Source organism: Candidatus Cytomitobacter indipagum, from assembly GCF_008189285.1.
GTDB lineage: Bacteria > Pseudomonadota > Alphaproteobacteria > CAJXXZ01 > 1604HC > Cytomitobacter > Cytomitobacter indipagum.
Window position 1 is genome coordinate 330,179 of sequence record NZ_CP043315.1, and the last position, 19,607, is coordinate 349,785.

General features: G+C 27.3%; 21 protein-coding genes and 2 tRNA genes. 13 read left to right on the forward strand and 10 right to left on the reverse strand.

All coding sequences use genetic code 11. The features are described 5' to 3' along the window. Positions 1-121 precede the first annotated feature (121 nt). From FZC35_RS01345 to FZC35_RS01355, 3 genes are all read right to left on the reverse strand, one after another. Complete coding sequence (locus tag FZC35_RS01345) at positions 122-691, reverse strand: DNA-3-methyladenine glycosylase I (protein ID WP_148980867.1); 570 nt, start codon at positions 689-691, stop codon at positions 122-124. Positions 692-850: 159 nt separating this feature from the next. Continuing rightward, positions 851-925, reverse strand: a tRNA-Met gene (locus FZC35_RS01350). A gap of 196 nt (positions 926-1,121) precedes the next feature. Continuing rightward, positions 1,122-1,195 (reverse strand) — tRNA-Arg (locus FZC35_RS01355). 76 nt (positions 1,196-1,271) lie between these two features. On the opposite strand from FZC35_RS01355, the gene atpB reads away from it, so the two are divergent. The 4 genes from atpB to FZC35_RS01375 all read left to right on the forward strand — a co-directional run bounded on the left by atpB (position 1,272) and on the right by FZC35_RS01375 (position 3,116). Next, on the forward strand, positions 1,272-1,988 hold the full coding sequence (gene atpB, locus FZC35_RS01360) for a F0F1 ATP synthase subunit A (RefSeq protein ID WP_148980868.1): 717 nt from the start codon (positions 1,272-1,274) through the stop codon (positions 1,986-1,988). Then, positions 1,969-2,205 carry a F0F1 ATP synthase subunit C gene (locus tag FZC35_RS01365; protein WP_148980869.1) on the forward strand — a complete coding sequence of 79 codons (237 nt, stop codon included), beginning with the start codon at positions 1,969-1,971 and terminating at the stop codon, positions 2,203-2,205. The genes atpB and FZC35_RS01365 overlap by 20 nt, the downstream gene beginning before the upstream one ends. Positions 2,206-2,295: 90 nt before the next feature. After that, the gene (locus FZC35_RS01370) at positions 2,296-2,649 is read left to right on the forward strand and encodes a hypothetical protein (protein ID WP_407078981.1); all 354 of its coding nucleotides are present in this window, start codon (positions 2,296-2,298) and stop codon (positions 2,647-2,649) included. Further along, a complete protein-coding gene (locus tag FZC35_RS01375; RefSeq protein WP_148980871.1) occupies positions 2,640-3,116 on the forward strand; it encodes an ATP synthase subunit B family protein in 477 nt (158 codons plus the stop codon). Before FZC35_RS01370 ends, FZC35_RS01375 begins: the two co-directional genes overlap by 10 nt. 657 nt (positions 3,117-3,773) lie before the next feature. Here FZC35_RS01375 and FZC35_RS01380 read toward each other — a convergent pair. The 6 genes from FZC35_RS01380 to FZC35_RS01405 all read right to left on the reverse strand — a co-directional run bounded on the left by FZC35_RS01380 (position 3,774) and on the right by FZC35_RS01405 (position 9,409). Beyond that, positions 3,774-4,712, reverse strand: a complete 939-nt coding sequence (locus FZC35_RS01380) for a DMT family transporter (protein ID WP_172619005.1) — start codon at positions 4,710-4,712, stop codon at positions 3,774-3,776. Beyond that, positions 4,699-5,172: a hypothetical protein gene (locus FZC35_RS01385; protein ID WP_148980873.1), complete on the reverse strand. Its 474-nt coding sequence runs from the start codon at positions 5,170-5,172 to the stop codon at positions 4,699-4,701. The genes FZC35_RS01380 and FZC35_RS01385 overlap by 14 nt, the downstream gene beginning before the upstream one ends. Positions 5,173-5,415: 243 nt before the next feature. Then, positions 5,416-6,825 (reverse strand): Npt1/Npt2 family nucleotide transporter, encoded by a 1,410-nt coding sequence (locus tag FZC35_RS01390; RefSeq protein WP_148980874.1) that lies wholly within the window; start codon positions 6,823-6,825, stop codon positions 5,416-5,418. Between the two features lie 142 nt (positions 6,826-6,967). Beyond that, a complete protein-coding gene (locus tag FZC35_RS01395; RefSeq protein WP_148980875.1) occupies positions 6,968-7,762 on the reverse strand; it encodes an MlaD family protein in 795 nt (264 codons plus the stop codon). Continuing rightward, the gene (locus FZC35_RS01400) at positions 7,749-8,420 is read right to left on the reverse strand and encodes an ATP-binding cassette domain-containing protein (protein ID WP_172619007.1); all 672 of its coding nucleotides are present in this window, start codon (positions 8,418-8,420) and stop codon (positions 7,749-7,751) included. The genes FZC35_RS01395 and FZC35_RS01400 overlap by 14 nt, the downstream gene beginning before the upstream one ends. Then, positions 8,420-9,409, reverse strand: coding sequence for an MlaE family ABC transporter permease (locus tag FZC35_RS01405; protein ID WP_148980877.1), 990 nt, complete (start codon positions 9,407-9,409; stop codon positions 8,420-8,422). Before FZC35_RS01405 ends, FZC35_RS01400 begins: the two co-directional genes overlap by 1 nt. Positions 9,410-9,668: 259 nt before the next feature. Here FZC35_RS01405 and FZC35_RS01410 point away from each other — a divergent pair, with 259 nt between their 5' ends. The 9 genes from FZC35_RS01410 to FZC35_RS01450 all read left to right on the forward strand — a co-directional run bounded on the left by FZC35_RS01410 (position 9,669) and on the right by FZC35_RS01450 (position 15,802). Further along, positions 9,669-10,058, forward strand: a complete 390-nt coding sequence (locus tag FZC35_RS01410) for a DUF167 domain-containing protein (protein ID WP_216362634.1) — start codon at positions 9,669-9,671, stop codon at positions 10,056-10,058. 148 nt (positions 10,059-10,206) lie between these two features. Further along, complete coding sequence (locus tag FZC35_RS01415; protein WP_148980878.1) at positions 10,207-10,662, forward strand: RpiB/LacA/LacB family sugar-phosphate isomerase; 456 nt, start codon at positions 10,207-10,209, stop codon at positions 10,660-10,662. Between the two features lie 81 nt (positions 10,663-10,743). Then, positions 10,744-11,349: a transaldolase family protein gene (locus tag FZC35_RS01420; protein WP_148980879.1), complete on the forward strand. Its 606-nt coding sequence runs from the start codon at positions 10,744-10,746 to the stop codon at positions 11,347-11,349. Then, positions 11,339-12,286, forward strand: coding sequence for a tyrosine-type recombinase/integrase (locus FZC35_RS01425; protein WP_148980880.1), 948 nt, complete (start codon positions 11,339-11,341; stop codon positions 12,284-12,286). Before FZC35_RS01420 ends, FZC35_RS01425 begins: the two co-directional genes overlap by 11 nt. 144 nt (positions 12,287-12,430) lie before the next feature. Continuing rightward, positions 12,431-13,267 (forward strand): acetyl-CoA carboxylase carboxyltransferase subunit alpha, encoded by an 837-nt coding sequence (locus tag FZC35_RS01430; protein WP_216362635.1) that lies wholly within the window; start codon positions 12,431-12,433, stop codon positions 13,265-13,267. Beyond that, entirely contained in the window at positions 13,260-13,538 is a 279-nt protein-coding gene (locus FZC35_RS01435; protein ID WP_172619009.1) for a hypothetical protein, read from the forward strand. Before FZC35_RS01430 ends, FZC35_RS01435 begins: the two co-directional genes overlap by 8 nt. A 76-nt stretch (positions 13,539-13,614) precedes the next feature. Next, positions 13,615-14,292: a hypothetical protein gene (locus FZC35_RS01440; RefSeq protein WP_148980882.1), complete on the forward strand. Its 678-nt coding sequence runs from the start codon at positions 13,615-13,617 to the stop codon at positions 14,290-14,292. A 29-nt stretch (positions 14,293-14,321) separates the two neighbouring features. Beyond that, the gene (locus tag FZC35_RS01445) at positions 14,322-14,516 is read left to right on the forward strand and encodes an NADH-quinone oxidoreductase subunit K (RefSeq protein ID WP_148980883.1); all 195 of its coding nucleotides are present in this window, start codon (positions 14,322-14,324) and stop codon (positions 14,514-14,516) included. Positions 14,517-14,680: 164 nt separating this feature from the next. Then, positions 14,681-15,802: a proton-conducting transporter transmembrane domain-containing protein gene (locus tag FZC35_RS01450; RefSeq protein ID WP_172619010.1), complete on the forward strand. Its 1,122-nt coding sequence runs from the start codon at positions 14,681-14,683 to the stop codon at positions 15,800-15,802. Between the two features lie 389 nt (positions 15,803-16,191). Here FZC35_RS01450 and FZC35_RS01455 read toward each other — a convergent pair whose 3' ends face one another. Then, complete coding sequence (locus tag FZC35_RS01455; RefSeq protein ID WP_148980885.1) at positions 16,192-19,578, reverse strand: adenosylcobalamin-dependent ribonucleoside-diphosphate reductase; 3,387 nt, start codon at positions 19,576-19,578, stop codon at positions 16,192-16,194. Positions 19,579-19,607: the final 29 nt, after the last annotated feature.

Consider the following 19,607-nt stretch of genomic DNA (forward strand, 5'->3'; position numbering starts at 1 on the left):
TTACATCATATAAAAATATTAATCAATAACTTATGACAAATATCTTCATTTTCTTTAAAATTTACACATTAAATTTATAAACTTAACATTATTTTCAATCATTTTCATTATGATTTATAATTCAAGATATTTTCTGATCTATTTTTTTCCATTGAGGGCATCCAATAACATGATCATTAACCATTCCAGCTGATTGCATGTATGCATAAATGATTTTAGATCCAACAAAAGACATGCCTCTTTTTTTAAGATCTTTGGATATTTTATCGCTTTCCTCATTAGACACAGGAACATTTTCAAAATCTTTCCATGCATTTTTAATTGTTTTAAAGTTGAAAAATTTCCATATATACTTATCAAAACTTCCAAATTCTTTTTGTATTTCTATGAATATTTTGGCATTTTTCCTAGCAGAATATACTTTTAATCTATTTCTAACTATTCCTTTGTCAAGCAATAATTCATCCAATTGATTATCAGTCATATTTGCAACTAGATTAATATCAAAATTATGAAATGCTTTTCTATAGTTTTCTCTTTTATTTAAAATGATTTCCCAACTTAATCCTGCATGAGCTCCTTCCAAAATTAATAATTCGAATAAATCTCTATCATCATGCAAGGGAACCCCCCATTCAAAATCATGATAATCCGAATAAATTTTGCTATTAGAGCCAAAACATCTTTCCATAATTAAATAATACTACAAAAAAGCAATACTTAAAATAAAAAGCAATACTTAAAATAAAAAGCAATACTTAAAATAAAAAACAATTTTTTTTGAATTGAATAAAAAAGTAAAAATTTCAAACTACTTAAAATTAATTCTAAATAATTTAAAAAAGAAATGTTGCGGGAGCAGGATTTGAACCTACGACCTTCAGGTTATGAACCTGACGAGCTAACCAGGCTGCTCTATCCCGCAAACAAATACTAGCAAAACCCAAGCTAATTTGCAAGCAGTTTTTGTAATTCAATTCATTTTATTAAAATGATTATTTTTTGAAACATAAATTTGCACATTATTGCAAAGAAGTTAAATTAAAAACTCAATAAACAAATGAAAATTAATTAATTATAAAAATGAAAAAATAAAATTACATAAATTGTTAATTTTAAAGCACGCCCGGGGGGATTTGAACCCACGACCTCAAGATTAGGAGTCCTGCGCTCTGTCCTGCTGAGCTACGGGCGCTTTAATATCGAATAACATCATTAAGAAATTAAATCAATCTTATTCAAATTTTGTTATATTTGTATATAATATACCTATGGATCTTTTGAATCAATTTATTGTTGTTCCAATTTTCAACATACGCTTTTTGGGATTTGATATCTCATTCACAAACTCTGCTTTATTAATGCTCATGACTGCTCTGTCTTCTTCGATAATTTTATCTGCAAGAAATAAAGTAAATTTAGTGCCTAATTTCATCCAAAGCATAAATGAGATTATATATAATTTTATATCTAATCTAACAAGGCAATATTTGAAAGATGAATCTGATAAATACATTCCATTTTTTATGGCATTATTCATATTTATAGCTATGGGAAATTTGTTTGGACTTTTGCCAAAATCTTTTACATTCACAAGCCATTTAATTTCTACCTTTTCATTGGCAATGTTTGTTTTCGCGCTTTCTGTATTTGCAGGATTCAAGAAACATGGATTAAAACTTTTTTCATTGTTTGCTCCTAGAGGAGTTCCAAAATTAATGCTTCCTTTAGTATTTTTGATAGAATTTTCTTTGTTTTTTGTAAAACCATTTGTTATGGCATTGCGTTTGTGTGTAAATATGATTGCTGGACATATTATTTTAAAAGTAGTGCTGCATTATTCAACAACATTATTTTTAATCAAATTTATACCTATATTCGGATACTCAGCTATGCTTCTTTTTGAATGTGCAGTTGCTATTTTTCAAGCATATATATTCGTGCTTCTTTCTTGTATTTCATTGAAAGATGTTTTATACTTACACTAATATGATGGATAAAATGTTTGCAGCATCGGTAGCTTTACTTCCTTTGATAGGTGTTTCTATAGGACTATCTAAGCTTTTCTCTTCTTTGTTTTCTGCTATAAGCAACAATCCTGTTGCAAAAGATAGCATGAGCACACTTGCTTTTGTAGGAGCTGGTTTACTAGAATCTATCGCTCTTCTTTCTTTTATTATAGCTATATTAATAGTATCTTCATAAGAGAGCAATATGATTCCTCAAGCAAATACTTACTGGTTTTACAGTCAAATTTTTTGGATTTCAATCAGTTTTGGTATTTTTATTTCATTAATGTATTCTTTTTTCATTCCTTGGATTAAACAATCTATTTTTGTTCGCACTTCTTATATAAGAAAATTAGAAGATTCAGTAGAAGAGTTAAATAATAAAATCTTAAAAGATAGCAAAAGAATTGAAGAATATGAATCAAGCATGAAAAATATTTTAGATGAAAATATAGCTAAGTTAAATCAAGAAATTGAAAATCAACACAGCAGAGAAAAAAATGAAATTGATGCGAAATACGAAGTGATTTTAAAAAAACATATGAATGATTTAGAAAAATGGCAAAATGATTTTATGGAAAAGCTAAAACCACATGTAAAGCATATTGTATCAGAAGTGAGAAATAAGATATGCTATTAAAATTATTATATGAATCTATTTCATTTTTAATAGCATGTTTAATTTTGAGAAAATTCGCCCTACCTACATTAAAAAACTTTGTAAAACAATACAGAGAAAATATAATAGATGAAATACAAACCTTAGAAGAAAATCTTCGATCAAAAGAAGAGATTTTAAAAAAAATATGCAATGACCAAATTATCACAAAAGAAAAATATGATAATTTTATTGAAAACATAGGAGAGCAATTAAATATCCATAGAATTGGAGCTTCTAGCAAGTGCGCTAAGATTATAGATAAGCATAACGAGCAAATGCATGAAAATCTCATAAAAGAAGAGAAAAGATATCAAGCTAGAGTATATAAATCTGCAATCAATGTTATTAAAGAAGAAATTATCAAGGAATTAAAAGTTTCAAATCAAATTTCTGTAAATTCAATCAATCAACTTCATAAAATTAATTTCCAAGATTATTTCAATTAATATAATACACAATGCCTTAATTTAAAAAAACTATTTAAATTAATACATAATATATTTATTTAAAGATTTTAATTTTTATATTCAAAATTAATGAAAATTCAAAAACTTAGATTAATAATGCAAGTTATAAAATTAACAATATTTCATTTAGGTTTTCTTGCTATTTATTTCTTATTGTTTAATAGAATGAAGGGATGAAGAATTTTTACTTTCTATTTTATAAAATTCAATGCTTTTATTTGCTTTAATGCGCCTTTCCAATAAAATTCCTCATAAAGACTTTTTATTTGTTTTTATTAAATTGTTGCACAATATAAACTTTTATCTTGCATGTTAAAATTTTAATAAATTGCTAAATTTAACTAATCTAAATTTTAATTAAAACAAATCATCGCTAATTTACATTATTTTTATATTGACGAATTTCTTTATAATAAGAGCATAAATTCTTGCTTGTTTTAGTGTCATAAATAATTGATTGATTATTAACAATAGACTTATTAGCTTGCACAGGGCTTTTTGGCAAATTTAAAGATATAATAGAGAAAAATAATAACATATGCTTATAATATAAGTTCATAATTAACATTATGCAAAGTGTTTTAAGGAAATTAATTATAATTTATGCAATTATTACTAAATATATGAATTAAAATTCTACTTATTTATACATATTTCATAAAACATGCTATATATCAAAGAAATAATTAGCAAAATCATACCTATAAAAATAGACTTAAAACACAATGCATCTCCCAATCTAGAGCTTAAAAACATTGAAATTGGAAGAGATAAAAATCTTAAAGGTTGTAAAGATGCTACATCAGCTAATTTATAAGATTTTAGTATAAATAAGAATAAGCAATTTCCAAGCAATCCTTGCAATATATACAAAAATAATTGATTAAATGCTATGCATTGCCATAGTTTAAAAGCAAATGGAAAGCTAATAATAGAAACACCTACTGATGTAAAGAACAATAAGTTGATAATTTCTTCATCATCATTTAGCAAATATTTATTAATTACATCAGATAATGCAAATAAGAATGCAGCAGATGCAATGCATAAAACTATTGGCAAGCTAATAAGATTAACATATTGCTTTGCAACTATTAAAATGCCAAAAATACCAATCAAAGTGGATGAAAACCTTCCTTTAAGGGATTCTTTCAATGAAATGCGAGCTATAATCAAAACAAATAATGGTATAGAAAATTCCATGAAAGTGGAAAAAACCAAACTTCCTTTTGCAATTCCATATGTCCATAAAATCATAGGAATAAATAGCAAAACAGATCTAATGGAATGCTCTAATATTCTATATTTTTTGAACCAATTTTTTGAATTATCTAGAGAAATTTTTGCATTATTTGAATTGCTTTTTGATTTCTTATATCGTTTTAAGATAAAAAATGGCAATAAAATTATTGCACTAAAAAAGAATCTCAAAAAATTCATTTGAAATATGCTTACATCTATAAAATCACTTACAGAAATATATTTTACTATATAGTCGTTAAAAAACCCACACAATATGGACATTACAAACCAAGATGAAGCTTTTAAATAATTTAATGAGTTATTTTTTATCATTGTAATCCCTATAGATAAATTTATTCCCATGTTTTTGCACAAAATAAGCATCGTTAGATATTTTAATAGCAGATAAGCATAATTTGCATTTATGATCAGTTTCGCCTAATTGTTTGTCTAATGTTTTGTCTGTGATTTCATTTAAATCATGCAATCTTATCATAATCAAATCTTGTAAATAAGACTTATATGCTTCCTGACAATACTTTCTCATGATTTTTGTAACAGAATTACGAGCATATTTAACTAACCAATCCCCTTGTTCAAAAGCTATCTTTAATTTGTTTGTTTCATTCTCTTCTTCTTCAATTGAAATTCTTATATTTTTCACTTTTGAACAATTAATTTTTTCTTTTTTCTTAGCATCTTTTTTGATGCATTGATCAGGATTTTTTACTGTTTCTGCTTTTATAAAATTAAATAAAAAGCAAATGCTAATAATATTAAAAACTAACTTCATTAGCGAAATATACCATATTTATTTGTTATGAGCAAAGCTTCATTAATTTAACGTATTTCATTTAACTTTATAGGCAATGTTTTCTTATAATTCTATTTGGTAATTTTCTTTTTTTAATTTTGTCTTTAATTGTGATTAAAAATTACTCTTATAGATTTATAAAATGGTGTTTAAAAGATCACCTATATTCAATTTTTTGCATCTTTAATTGTATTAATGCTATTAGCAAATTGCCAAAATTTTTTATTGCTTAGAAAGTGATATTTTTTCATATTCATAAGATAGATTTCTTGCAGAAAAAATCCATAATATCATGCAAGCTATCACAATATAAATTGTGTAATAAGATATCGAAATTTGATTTGCATTAGGGATAATTGTAAGCAAAATAGCCTGAATATATCCGCTTAATGCCTTGGAAAACTTTCCTCCAAATACATCTATCATAGCTTTTCCTTTTAACTTTTCATCTCTTTTTAAAGGTATATATGCCATTTCTTTAACAGGGTCAAATAGCGCATATTTCAGAAATCTGTTGCATATATAATATGCAGATCCAGCAATTGTAATTGGCATTAAATCAACATAAGTCAAAGAATGCATATTATCTCTAAATACTTTAAATAGAGTTGTGTAAAATATTGTAGTCAAAACAGATAAAGAAACTGGTATTGAAATTGCAATTGTCATCCAAGATGCCCTCTTCATTAATTGAGCTGGCAAATAAAATAATAATATAGATAAGATCCCTGATATCATATAAATTACACCCATATAACTTGCATATTCATCTGCTCCACCTACAGATGTTTTCAATATTGACTTCCATGTTATTTCAACTAAATTACTTGTCATATGATAGCAAAATACTAACATCATCATATATCTCAAGTATTTTGAATGGAAAAACATTTTTAATATATCTGAAAATTTAAATTTTGTTTTTTGCTCCATTTGTAAATCATATGAATTTTGCAAAACATAATTAAATACAAATTTATACAATACAATGATACAAATTGTACTAGTAGAAATAATTCCACTCATTAATGAAATTTTGTAATTTATATTAGAGGAAAATAAATATGATATTATCCCTCCTCCAGAAACCATCCCAATGCTTCCGAATATCCCAAAATAAACGTAATAATTTTTTGCATCTTTAATTGTATTAATGCTGTTAGCAAATTGCCAAAATATTAAATTCAAAGCAACTGCAGACCATAATTCTGAAACTATATAAAATAATGCGTTAAACCAAGATCCATATAAAACAAAAATCCATTTAAATCGTTGAAATTCACATATAAGCCTGTTTACTGACTTAGGATTTGGCAGCATATGTGATCTAATTGGGTGCAAAACAGCATATAATGCAAAAAATATAAAGAAAAATGCCATAATTATGTAAATTATTCTACTTTGCTTTACTGATGCGCTTGCTTTTGTATAAAAATAAACAAAAATCATCGAAATAGGCATTACCAAAAATGACTTTATAAAATGCACAACTTCGATACTAGAATTATCTGAAAACAGCAATGTGTCTTTAATAACTCTCAAAATAGCATTGTTGAATAAAGTTAGTGTCATTATAGATAACAAACACATGAATTTCATATATTTTTTGCAAAATCTAGGCTTTTGAATCATGACAAACAAACCGCTGTTTTTTTACTAATCATATCCCATTCTACTATTAATAAAAAATATGTCCATAGTATTTAGGTATATAAATTTCAAAAAACCTTTATTTAATTAATATAATTTAGCAGTTCTAAGTAAAATTTAATTCTTAGCTATACCAATCTAATAAAAATTTTACAGGCTTTTCCTTGAATCTATTCATGATTTTGCTTGCGTCATCTAAAATATCATTCAAATTACTTATGCTTGAATTTAACTTTGGAACAGATGTTAAGAAAAAATCTTGCATGTTGGATTTGCTATCTTTTGTTGAGTAATGCAAATTATTTGCAATATTATTTAAATTATTCAAAATGTTGCTCATTTTATCTATTGATTTAGAAGATTTATCTGCAATTTTGTCAATTTTTTTCATAATATTATTTAAATTGCATAAAATATTATTTATCATTTTCAAATCTATATCATTTAATTTTTCAATTAAATTGTGAGTCTGATCAGCAATCATTGGAGCCCTGTCCATAATTTTAGACAAGTCTGATTTTTTGGAAGATATTTGTTGAAATCCATGAAATTTTCCTAATTTACCTACATTGTCTTTTGCTAAATTAATATACTTATGTCCTGATAATCCTTGAGATTGTATTTGAGCCACTTTATTATCTGTTTTCATTGAATTGCTTATCATAATAACAATATTTACTTTATCATTATCTGGATTAATTGCTATATCTCTGATGTATCCAACGCTCACACCATTAAATAAAACAGAAGACCCCAGCTCTAAGCCGCTCACATTTTCATCAAAAGCAATTATATAAGCATGTTTATTTCTAAAATTATCATGAAAATAGCAAGACAATCCTACTAATATTGGGATAACTGCAAATAATATGAATAAAATTGCCTTCTTGTTGAAAAATCTCTTGTTAAAATTTGACATATTCACTTTCCTTAATTTCCTCTTCTTTTAATTGTAATATCTTTTTGTTTTCTAATATATAATATTTATGAGATTTAATAAAATTATGCGTAATGCATATGACTGAAGTAGAGTGAGACAAGCTCCATATCAAATTTTCAAACTGCTTAGAGCTAATCGCATCCAAACCTGAAAGAGGCTCATCTAAAATCAACAATTCTGGGTCAATAGACATTGCTCTGGCCAGAGAAACTCTTTTAATCATTCCTCCAGAAAGCATGTGTGGATATTTACAAAAATCTTTTTCAGTCAATCCTGTTAATAATATTTTATTCATAGCTAATTCAAATGACAAATCCCAGTCAAAATTTGCTACATATCTTAATGGCATAGCAACATTCTCTAAAACAGTTTTATCAGCTAATAAAGCTCCATTTTGTGGTTGAAATCCAATTCTAGATTTGACTTGATTGATATCTAATTTTTTACCTTTCCAAAGTACAGATCCTGAGTTAATTTTCATAAAACCTAGCAAAATATTTGCAAAAGATGTTTTTCCAGATCCAGATCTTCCCATCAAAGAAACAATTTCCCCTTTTTTGATAGAAAAATCTAAATCTTCGTGTATTATTTCTTTGTGAATCTTTGTATTAATTTTAACGCAATCTAATAAACTCATCATATCCCCATCTTTGTACATAAAAACATCACGATCATGTCAAAAACTATAATACCACTTATTGAATAAACTACAGATTTAACTACAGCTTTTCCAAGATTTTTGATTCCATAATCATATAAAATACCAGCAGAGCACATAACCAATCCAATCCACCATCCAAACACGAGAGATTTTGTTTGAGAGATAAGAAAATTAGTCATATTAAAAGAGCTAATCATATGATTTAATGCGAAAATTATATTTGAATTTGAAAGAAAAGAATATGCAATGGATCCAGATGCAAGAGAAAAAATCAATCCATACACATTCATAAGAGGCATTATTATCATGCATGCAATCCATTTTGGTTTCAAAACTATATTTTCATTTATATTCATAAAAGACAGCATTTTAAGCTCTGAATTGATTTTTTGAGCAGATAATTTTGATGTAATGGATGTAACACATTTGCTTGCAATGAGTATTGAAGACATAATTGGAATCATTTCCCTGAATATGAAAGAAACAAAGAAATGCATTGTAAATGATTCTACTCCTAAATAATAAAGCTGAGCATACCCTTCAAGTACAATTGCCATACCCAATACAGAGCACATTGCAGCTACTAACAGCAAGCTATTCATTCCTAACTCCGCAAAATCATATACAATATAATCTCTAAATGCTTCTTTTTGAGCGCTATTCAATTTCATTCTTTTTAAAAATTGTATTTGCATTCTAATAATTTTTGTTATAAACAAATCTTCTTTTTTATCATCGGCATTAATATCTGCATATTTCAAACTTATTCTTTTTTTTCTATCACTTTTATTATTGTTATATTTATCAACAATATACTCTACATTCAATGATACCTCTCCATCAATTTGCACTTCAGAGATTTTTTCATCTGCATGATTTATAATATCAATTAAATTAATTAAGTTATCATTATTCCATTTTCCCATTAAAATAAGGGAATTATTAATAAATTTATACTGAACCATTAATTACTATTTAATCACAAAATTGTATACAAAAAAATAATTATGATAAATTGCAACGAAAAATCAATAAAATCTTAAATTCTTGTTTGTTCAAAAACAATTATAAGCTGCATTTCTTAAAATTGCATTTCTATATTTATTTTCCTATTTTGCATTGTAATAATTGCAAGTATTATGTATTTTCTATGCAAGAAATATACCTTACTTAAGCATAAAATTGCTTACAGCAAATATGCATGTTATTCTTAAATTAATGAAAATGGTTTTTATTAATGTTATCAATGCATTCTTTTTATTTAATTTTATAAGGATAGAAGCTGCAAAAGACTCTGATTATCATGTAAAAAAAATTATGACAAAATGCTATCAAGAGGCGCATGAATCTTGTTTGCAAGATTTTATTGAAAAATTACAAGATTTAAATGACATAACAATTAAAATTAAAGTAACTCCAAAAGCAAAATCATCAAGAATTAAAAAAGATAAGGATTTGTATAAAGTTTATGTAACAGAGCCAGCCAAAAATGGAAAAGCAAATAAAGCTGTTATTGAATTGATTGCAAAACAATTTGGCGTTTCAAAATCAAATGTAATTATTAAAAGCGGATTAACAAGCAGAGAGAAAATAATTCTTATCAAAGCAAATTAAAAATTGAATCAAAATATCAAATAATACTGTTAACTAATAATGATTTCCAAAACTAACAAATAAAGCATAAATAAATTTTTCTGAAAAAATTATAATGAAAATTACAATCATTTATTGATCAATGCAAAATCATGAAATATAATTAATCATGCAAATAATTATCGGAACAGATCACAGGGGATTTGAATTAAAACAAGAAATCATGCTCAAAATTGACAAAATCTCTGGCAAAGAGGTAAAAATAATAGATATAGGATGCTATGAAAATGAAGAAATAGATTTTACAGACGTAGTTTTTGACTTGATTGACAAGTGGAATGAAGATTCTGTAGGGATTTTGATATGCAAAACTGGAATTGGAATGAGTATTTGTGCAAATCGATTTTCTAACATTAGAGGAGCTATATGCAAAACAATAGATGATGTGATTTCAGCTAGAAGTCATAATGATGCCAATGTATTAATTCTTGGAGCTAAAAATGAAAATGAAGATATTTTTAAAATGATTGATGTATTTTTGAATACTAGTTTTAATGATGATGAAAAATACACACGAAGAGTCAGCAAGATCAATTCAATTAAATGCACTAACAAAATTAATTAAATGATGAGATTTGCTCAATTAAAGCAATTTTTATAAAATTAAATCTTGCAATTGAATTGAATCAATTACACAATTGTATATATGATGATTTTTGCTGATTCAGCTAATTTGGATGACATTCTGCCTTTATCTAAAGCAGGGCTTATAAATGGAATTACTACAAATCCAAAATTACTACAACACGACATGAATAAGGCGATAAAAATCTCCGAAATGACAGGTCATAAAGTTAGTTATCAATTAAAAAACTATGATGAATTTATTGATCAAATTGGAACAGTTTTTCAAAATAAAGATAAAATAATATTAAAAATACCATCTCATCTTGATTATTTTAAACAAGTTGGAGATTTTATTAGAAATGGACTAGATGTTAATGTGACACTGGCTTTTAATGTAAATCAGGCTATATTAGCAGCTAATTTAGGCGCAAAATATGTTTCATTATTTGTTGGAAGACTGGAAGACAATAATGAAGATCCATTCAAAACAATACAAACAATTAGAAGTATATATGATAAAAATAACATTCAAACTCAAATAATAGCTGCATCAATTAGAAATAGAGATCATGTAGAAAAATCTGCTGCTGCAGGGGCTCATATTGCAACTATTTCTACAAAAATAATAGAAAGTTTATTCAACCATCAATTAACTCATAATGGAATAGTTGATTTTGGTAAGTAAGCAATTTTTGCAAGATGAAAAATATTCAGAGTTAAGAAAAATAATACGTTCTATAAATTCAGATGAAAACTTAAATGAAAATCTTTCTGAATTTTCGTACAATATGATTCATGGAGAAAGCAAGCAACTAAATACTGTTTTATCCTATTTATATGATATAAAATTATCTTTAGATTTCTTCGCAAAATATAGAAATGAAGATATTTCTCTAAACACAATAAATAAATTAACTAAATTAGATTTTCGAGCTTTGTATTCAAATAGAAAAATTCATAATGTAAGTCCTTTTTCTCAAAGAAGACTTCTTTCATCATGGAGAAAATTATTTAAATTTCTAGAATGTGAAAACAATGTGTTGTCTGAGTTAAAAATAAAAACACCGCAAACATTCCCAAGGTCAATTTCAAAAGAACTAATAGATGATTTGTTGCAAGTAAATGATACATGGATTTCATATAGGAACAGAGCATTGTGGGGATTATTGTATGGAAGTGGAATGAGAATAAGCGAAGCATTAAGTTTAAATATATCAAATTGGGATTCAAAAAAAGAAAGCATTACAATCAGGGGAAAAGGTAATGTTATAAGAAAAGTTCCAATATTTAAAATCGTCAATCAATGGATAGAAGAATATTTATTCAGATATCCAATTCAATTAAATAAAAATAACCCCTTGTTTATTGGGAACAAACTTTCAAGGCTTCACCCTCAAACATGCGCTCATATTCTTGCAAAATGGAGAATAAAAAATAATATAATTCAAAAAATAACACCACATAGTTTAAGGCATAGTTTTGCTTCTCATGTGCTAGAAAATGATTGCAATTTAAAAATATTGCAACAAGTTTTGGGTCATAAAAATTTGGATACAACCAGTAGATATGTAAGTATAGAGGATAAAAAGCTTGAAAACTCTTTTATGAAAATAATGGAATGAGCTATTTGAGCATAATGGAGTAGAGATTTTTCCTGAAATGTGATAAAAATTCTTTATATAATGTTTGATTTGATTAAAAAATTTAAAAAATTGTTTGACAATTCTAGTAGAGATTTTGCAAAAAGCACTTGCTCCAATTCGCCTATGTCAAATAATATTAACTCAGAAGATAATTTGACCGTTTGGGAAAAAGTTCAAATTGCGAGGCATCCAAATAGACCTCATGGTTTAGATTATATAAATTATATTTTTAGTGATTTTTTTGAACTATGTGGCGACAGATTTAATGAAAATGACAATGCTATTATTGGTGGAATTGCAAAGCTAGAAAATCAATCGATTATGGTAATTGTGCATGAAAAAGGCCATGATATTGAAACAAGAATAAAGCATAATTTTGGAATGGCTAATCCTCATGGATATAAAAAAGCATGCAGGTTGATGGAAATTGCAAGTGAGCTGAAAATTCCTGTATTAACTTTGATAGATACAAGTGGAGCGTATCCTGGAATTATTTCTGAAGAACGAGGGCAAGGTTATGTCTTAGCTAAGTGTCTTGAATTATCATCTGATTTAAATGTTCCAAATATTAGCGTAATAATTGGAGAAGGAGGATCTGGAGGAGCAATTTCTTTGGCTCTTTCTAATGTGGTTTTAATGCTTGAGAATTCTATATATGCAATTATTTCACCCGAGGGGTGCTCTGCAATTTTATGGAAAGATCAAAAATATAAAGAAAAGGCTGCGGAAGCACAAAAACTAACAGCTCAAGATTTATATAAATACGGAATGATTGACGATATTATTCCAGAACCAAAAGGTGGAGCACATCAATCAAAAACAGCCACTATGGATCAAGTAAAAAAATATATCATGCACCATGTTAATAAATTAATAAAAGAGTTCAAAGAGAATCCTGAATCAATAAAAAGAAAAAGGGCTGTTAAGTTTCTTAATATGGGAAATGCAACTGATGCTTAACTTTGGCTTCAAAAAATTAATAGGGAATTTAATTAGAATTTCTATATTTGCATTTTTTGCTATGAAAAACATTGATATGTATTTTAAGATAAATGATTTAAAGTCAAATATGAGAAAATTGAACAATAAAGATCAACAACTTTCAAATGAGATAAAAAAGATTAGAAATCATATTTGTTTAATGAATAATAATAATATTGATTTAATAGAAACTAAATCTATGTGGTCTCTTGGGTATTCTCCAATTAAATCAAAAATACTTTTGCATTAATGAATTTATTTTTAGCAAAAAGGATAAACGAAAGTGTGTAAATGACAAATTATAAAAAAGCAAATAAGGCTAATTTATGAAATATAAAAAATCTTTTCAAAGTGAAAAATTTGATCAATCTGCTATAAGCATGAGAAAATCTTCCATGAATATAAATAAATTTTCTGGAAATAACAAACAATCTTCTCAGAATTTATTTATATCTTCGCTTAAAAATATTTCTATAGGCATTGCTTTTGCATGTTTAAATAGCAGTAATTCATGTTCAATGTCAGAATATTTAATGACATTTGGCGCAGTCTATGTTTTTTCTCTGCTTTTTGGAAGAAAGTTATTTTTTTATTCAATTGGATATATAACTGGAATGCATTTTAATATAAAAGGAGGCTTTCCAGCAGGAGTATTGATGGCGCTTGGATATCAGGAAAAACAAAATAATTTGAATTCATGTAATGACAAGGCATGCAATATGAATGATAGATTTTCTAAGAATTACACTGTTAAACTGTTTAATAGTATTTCACATGCGACTAATCTATTCAATAAAGTAAAGCGATTTAGTGATTTAATTTATATATCTCTAGCCATATTGATTGTTTCATCTTATTTTCCTTTGTCTTATTTTGATATCATTTCTATTAAAAAATTGGAAATTCTATTTGATCTAGCTGTTTTTGCAATTACGTTTATTTCTTTAAAATTGATTATGAGCTCTTCTTATAATGAAAAATTTAAAAAGACACAAGAGAATTAATTGATGAAGAGCACAACGTGATTAGTATAATGATATTATTAACATTTGGATTGTACTTTATAAGACAAAACAACAACACATCCATATTCGGATATATTTTAATAGGGCAGGCAATTAATTTATTTTTGCTTTATTTGCATAAAAACAATTTATTGGAACAATCTTTTATCCTTACTTCAATTGTAATTGGACTTGGAATGATTGCGTTGTTGTTAAAAAAATGATGCTAACATTATCTTCTGCATCTTTGTTCATTTTATTTTCTGCAGTTTTATTGAATATTTTTTTTGATAAATTAAAGTGCAATTCATTAACTATAAAATATACCAATATATCAGTTATATTTATTTGTTCTGCATTATTGTTACATGATTACTATTCTATTAATATGCAATTAATTAATTTTGACCCAAGAATTATAAAAATCATGCCAAATAACATTGGTATATTTATAGCATTATCTGCAAGCGCATTAACTTCTTTAGCAATATTGTGTAGTCCAAACTTATCAATTGGATTTCTAGCCAATTTATATGGAATATATAAAATAACTTGCACAACAGATTTTTTCAATATGTATGTTGGATATGAAATAGTTTTAATTGGATTTTTATTTTGCTTGATAAAATCTGGATTCTCTCAATGGAAACAATACTTAAAATATCAAATGATGGCTAGTTTTATCATTGTATTTGGAGTCGCATTATTCTATTTAGAACAAGGGCACTTAATAATATTTTCACAACAAAAGCCATTCATATCTTCATATGTTATGTTGATAGGATTTTTAATCAAATGCGGAATATACCCATTTGGACTATGGATATCATTGTATAAAAATATGCCAAATTATATATCATTTTGGGCGTCAGGAATTATAACAAAAATATCCTTATACTCAATTTTAATACTAATGCCATGGATTAGGATGGATGCTTTGCCTTTCAAACAAATTAACATATTGGAAATATTGTCAATTATTAGCTCTATTTTTGGATCAATTTTAGCATATCAATCTAGAGAAAATAGAAAAATACTTAGTTTTCACATCATGAGTCAAATTGGAATTTTATTAAATATTGCTATTTTTGAATTTTGTTTTTTTGATAAATCAGGCAATTTTTACCTTACTAAATTATACTTATTGCATCATATATGGACAAAATCAACTTTGTTTCTTATGGAAGATTGTAAAAAATCTTGGATACTAAAATATGCTGCATTATCATTAGTAGGCGCTCCATTAACTCCAGGGTTTTTGGCAAAATTTAGCGCATTGTATTTCATGATTTCGAAGCAATATTATTTAGGAGCAATTAATTTAATATTTTCTAGTTTAATAACTGCATTTTCAATGGAGAAATTTTTAAATAAAAATACATATCGCTTAAATTACATGAAAGAAAGTGGTCAAAAAATTAATAATATTAATTTTAAAAATAAAGTATCAATAGCATCATTGCTAGCTCATGCTATTTTAATTCTTGGATTAATGAAAGCTTTTATATAGCATTCATTTTCTGATATTTTATTCAATCTTTTATTCAATCTTTTATTCAATCTTTTATTCAATCTTTTATTCAATCTTTTATTTAATCTTTTATTTAATCTTTTATTTAATCTTTTATTTAATCTTTTATTTAATCATTATTGAAAATTGATTTAATGAATATTGTTGAAATTATTAAAGATTAATTATTTTATTCTTAACTTTTTAATTTCGCTGAAAATTTTTACTATAAATTGTAAATTTTTGTTGAATATTTCATTCTGTTTTGGGAAAATAAAAATCTCTTGCGAGAAAGAATTATAAGCTTTTATTTTTTCATTTGCATTATTAATTTTTACTTTATGGTTTGGGCAAAATTTCAACAAACAAAGCATGAATATTCTTTGATTTCAAGAACATCCACTTGTAGACCCACAACTCTCGCATTGCAAACATGTTCCTACTCGTCTCATTGTAAATTCTTTGCAATTGCTACACATATCCCCTGTGTATCCTAAGCTTTTTTTCAAATCTCTATCAGTTTTTGGGTCATTGTCTTTCTCTTCTTCAGCAACTTCAACATGCGCAAGATGATCCATGTTTCTGTAAGAAATCGCCAAATCTCTCATCAAATAATCAACAATGGATGTTGCATATTTAATTCTATCATGACCTTGAATAGGGCCATACGGCTCAAATTTAGTAAATGCAAACGCATCAACATATTTTTCAAGAGGCACTCCATGTTGAAGTCCAATAGAAATTGATTTTGATAAACAATTCATCAAACTTCTAAATGACGCGCCTTCAGTTCCCATTCCAGCTGTAAACACTTCTCTAATATCATTGTTTTCATTCTCTCCAGTTGTATGATAAAAAGTATACCCTCCAATTGTGACTTTTTGAGTATAGCCTCTTCTTTTTTTAGGCAAAGACTCCTTTTGACCTCTTTTTAATTCGCTATCATCAGAAAAACCTTTCGCTTGGTTGTCGTGGGAATTAATGCTATTTGTGTTATTAGAGCTATCGCCACTCTCTTTCTTTTTGTAAGATGCAGACTTGTTTGTCAAATTTAATGCCTGAGCTAATTTCGATCCATCTCTATATAATGCAATTGCTTTTGTTCCTAACGCCCATGCTAATTTATACGCATCTCCACACTCTTTAATTGTTGCATTTTCAGACATATTAATTGTTTTTGATATTGCTCCAGACAAGAATGGCTGTACGGACGCCATCATTTTTATATGACCTTCAGCAGATATGAATCTTTCTCCATGTGTAGCGCAATCAAACACTGCCAAATGCTCTTCTTTAATATGAGGAGCCCCTATAATTGTTCCAAATCCACAAGCAAATTTACTTGCAGCCAACTTATCATCTTTGGAAATTCCAAGTTTTTTGAATAATTCTTTAGAGTTTTCAACTTTTAATTGTTTCAAATCTTCTTCATTAAGAGCCCAAGAAAATACAGAATCTATATCGAATGCATTTTTCAAAGCTACAGAAATTCTATTCAACATTTCATCTGTGCATCCAGCTTTTTTTAACATTGCATTGCTTAATCCAGGAGCTCCTTCCAAATTACCATGCCCAACAACATACCCTATGATATCTTTTATTTGCTTATCATTATAATTTAGAGATTTCAACGCTGGCTTAATTGAATTATTAATAATTTTGAAATAACCTCCACCTGAAAGTTTTTTATGCTTAATAAGAGAGAAGTCTGGCTCTATTCCAAGTGTATCACAATCCATTAGAAGTCCAATTGTTCCTGTTGGAGCAAGTAATGTTACTTGAGCATTTCTATAACCATACTTTTCTCCATTTTGAACAACTTCATTCCATAAATTCTCTAATCTAGATTTATCTTTAATAGGACATGCGTCCCAATTTAATACAATTGGCTTAATCCCAATATTGGAAAATTCTCCATTAAAAATAGCAGATTTGTGATTTTTCACAACTTCTAACATGCATTCTCTATTTTCATCAAACTTAGAAAATGCGCCTAAATCTTTAGCTAATTTTGCAGAAGTATTATAAGATTCACCATGCATTAAAGCTGTAATATATGCAGATAACGCCCTACCTTCTTCGCTATCGTATGGCATTCCACTTTGCATTAATAATGCTCCAAGATTTGCATATCCTAATCCAAGTGTACGGAAATCAAATGATCTTTGAGCAATAAGTTTAGATGGGAATTGAGCCATAGCAATTGAAATTTCTAGAACTGTAGTCCAAAGCTGAACAGCATGAACAAATTTATCCTGCTCAAAATTCCATTTTCCATCATTGTGATTATAAAATTTCAACAAATTAATAGATGCTAAATTACACGCAGTGTCATCTAAGAACATATACTCTGAACATGGATTTGACGCATTAATTCTTCCGCTATTTTTGCAAGTATGCCAATCATTAATTGTTGTATCGTATTGAATTCCTGGATCAGCGCAAAGCCAAGCTGATTTGCTAATTTCATGCCATAAGTCAGAAACTTCCATTTTTTCAGCAATTTGATTATTTGTTCTGTAAATAAGATTTATATAGCCAGACTCATTTTCAACTTTATTCATAAAATCATTACCAACACGCACAGAGTTGTTTGAATTTTGACCAGAAACAGAAGCATATGCCTCAGATTCAAAGTCAGTTGTAAGAATTTGACAATCCACCTCTACGCCTTGTTCGATCAACTTAATAACTCTATTAAGATATCCATAAGGAACATCTTTTTCTTCTGCTTCACATAATGCATTTCCTAATTGTTCATTAAATTCTGGATCATATTTATGGTCTTCTTTTCCTGCCCAAGATTTGCATGCATTTTTAATATTGTTAATAGTTTTGTTAATTAATTTAGAACCAACAGATAAAAATACAACCTTGTCTTCTTCTTTAGATTTCCATCTAATGTATTCAACTATATCTGGATGATTTGCATCAACAATATCCATTTTTGCTGACCTTCTAGTTGTTCCTCCAGATTTTATTGCTCCAGCATTTTCATCAAATACAGTTAAAAAGCTCAATAATCCAGAAGAAATTCCACCAGAAGAAAGCGATTCGCTTTTAGCTCTTAAAGTAGAATAGTTTGTTCCGCTTCCAGATCCATATTTAAAAACTCTTGTCTCTCTTGCAATAAGATCTATAATTCCGCCTTCTTGCAATAAATCATCTTTAACAGATTGAATAAAACAAGCATGAGGCTGAGGTCTTTCATATGCAGAAGAAGACTTGCATGTTTCTAATGTTTCTGGATCTACAAAATAGTGCCCTTGAGGCTCTCCTGTTACTCCGTAAGCCCAATATAGCCCGGTGTTGAACCATTGAGGAGAGTTAGGAGCTGCTGATTGAGATGCTAACATGTAACAAATTTCATCGTGGAATATTTTTGCATCTTCTTCTGAATTAAAATATCCGTATTTCCAACCCCAATAAGTCCATGCACCAGCTAATCTATCAAATATTTTTCTAGAATCTGCTTCTGCATCATATCTTTCTATTTCGCTTAATTTTCCTAATTTTTCTTCATCTGGAATTGATTTTTGAATCCATTCTGGAACATTTTTTTCTGCAACACGCTTAGTAAATTTAGGAACCCCTGCTTTTCTAGCATATTTCTGCGCAATAATATCCACTGAAGTTTGAGACCAACCTTCTGGAACAAGTATAGATTCAAATGATTTTATAGTGTTTCCATTTAAATCTATAATTTTACTACTTCTTTCAGTAAATTTTATACTTTCATATGGATTTGATTTAGTTAATAGTCTTTTAAATTTCATTTAAGCCCTCGTTAATGAAAGTGTAATAT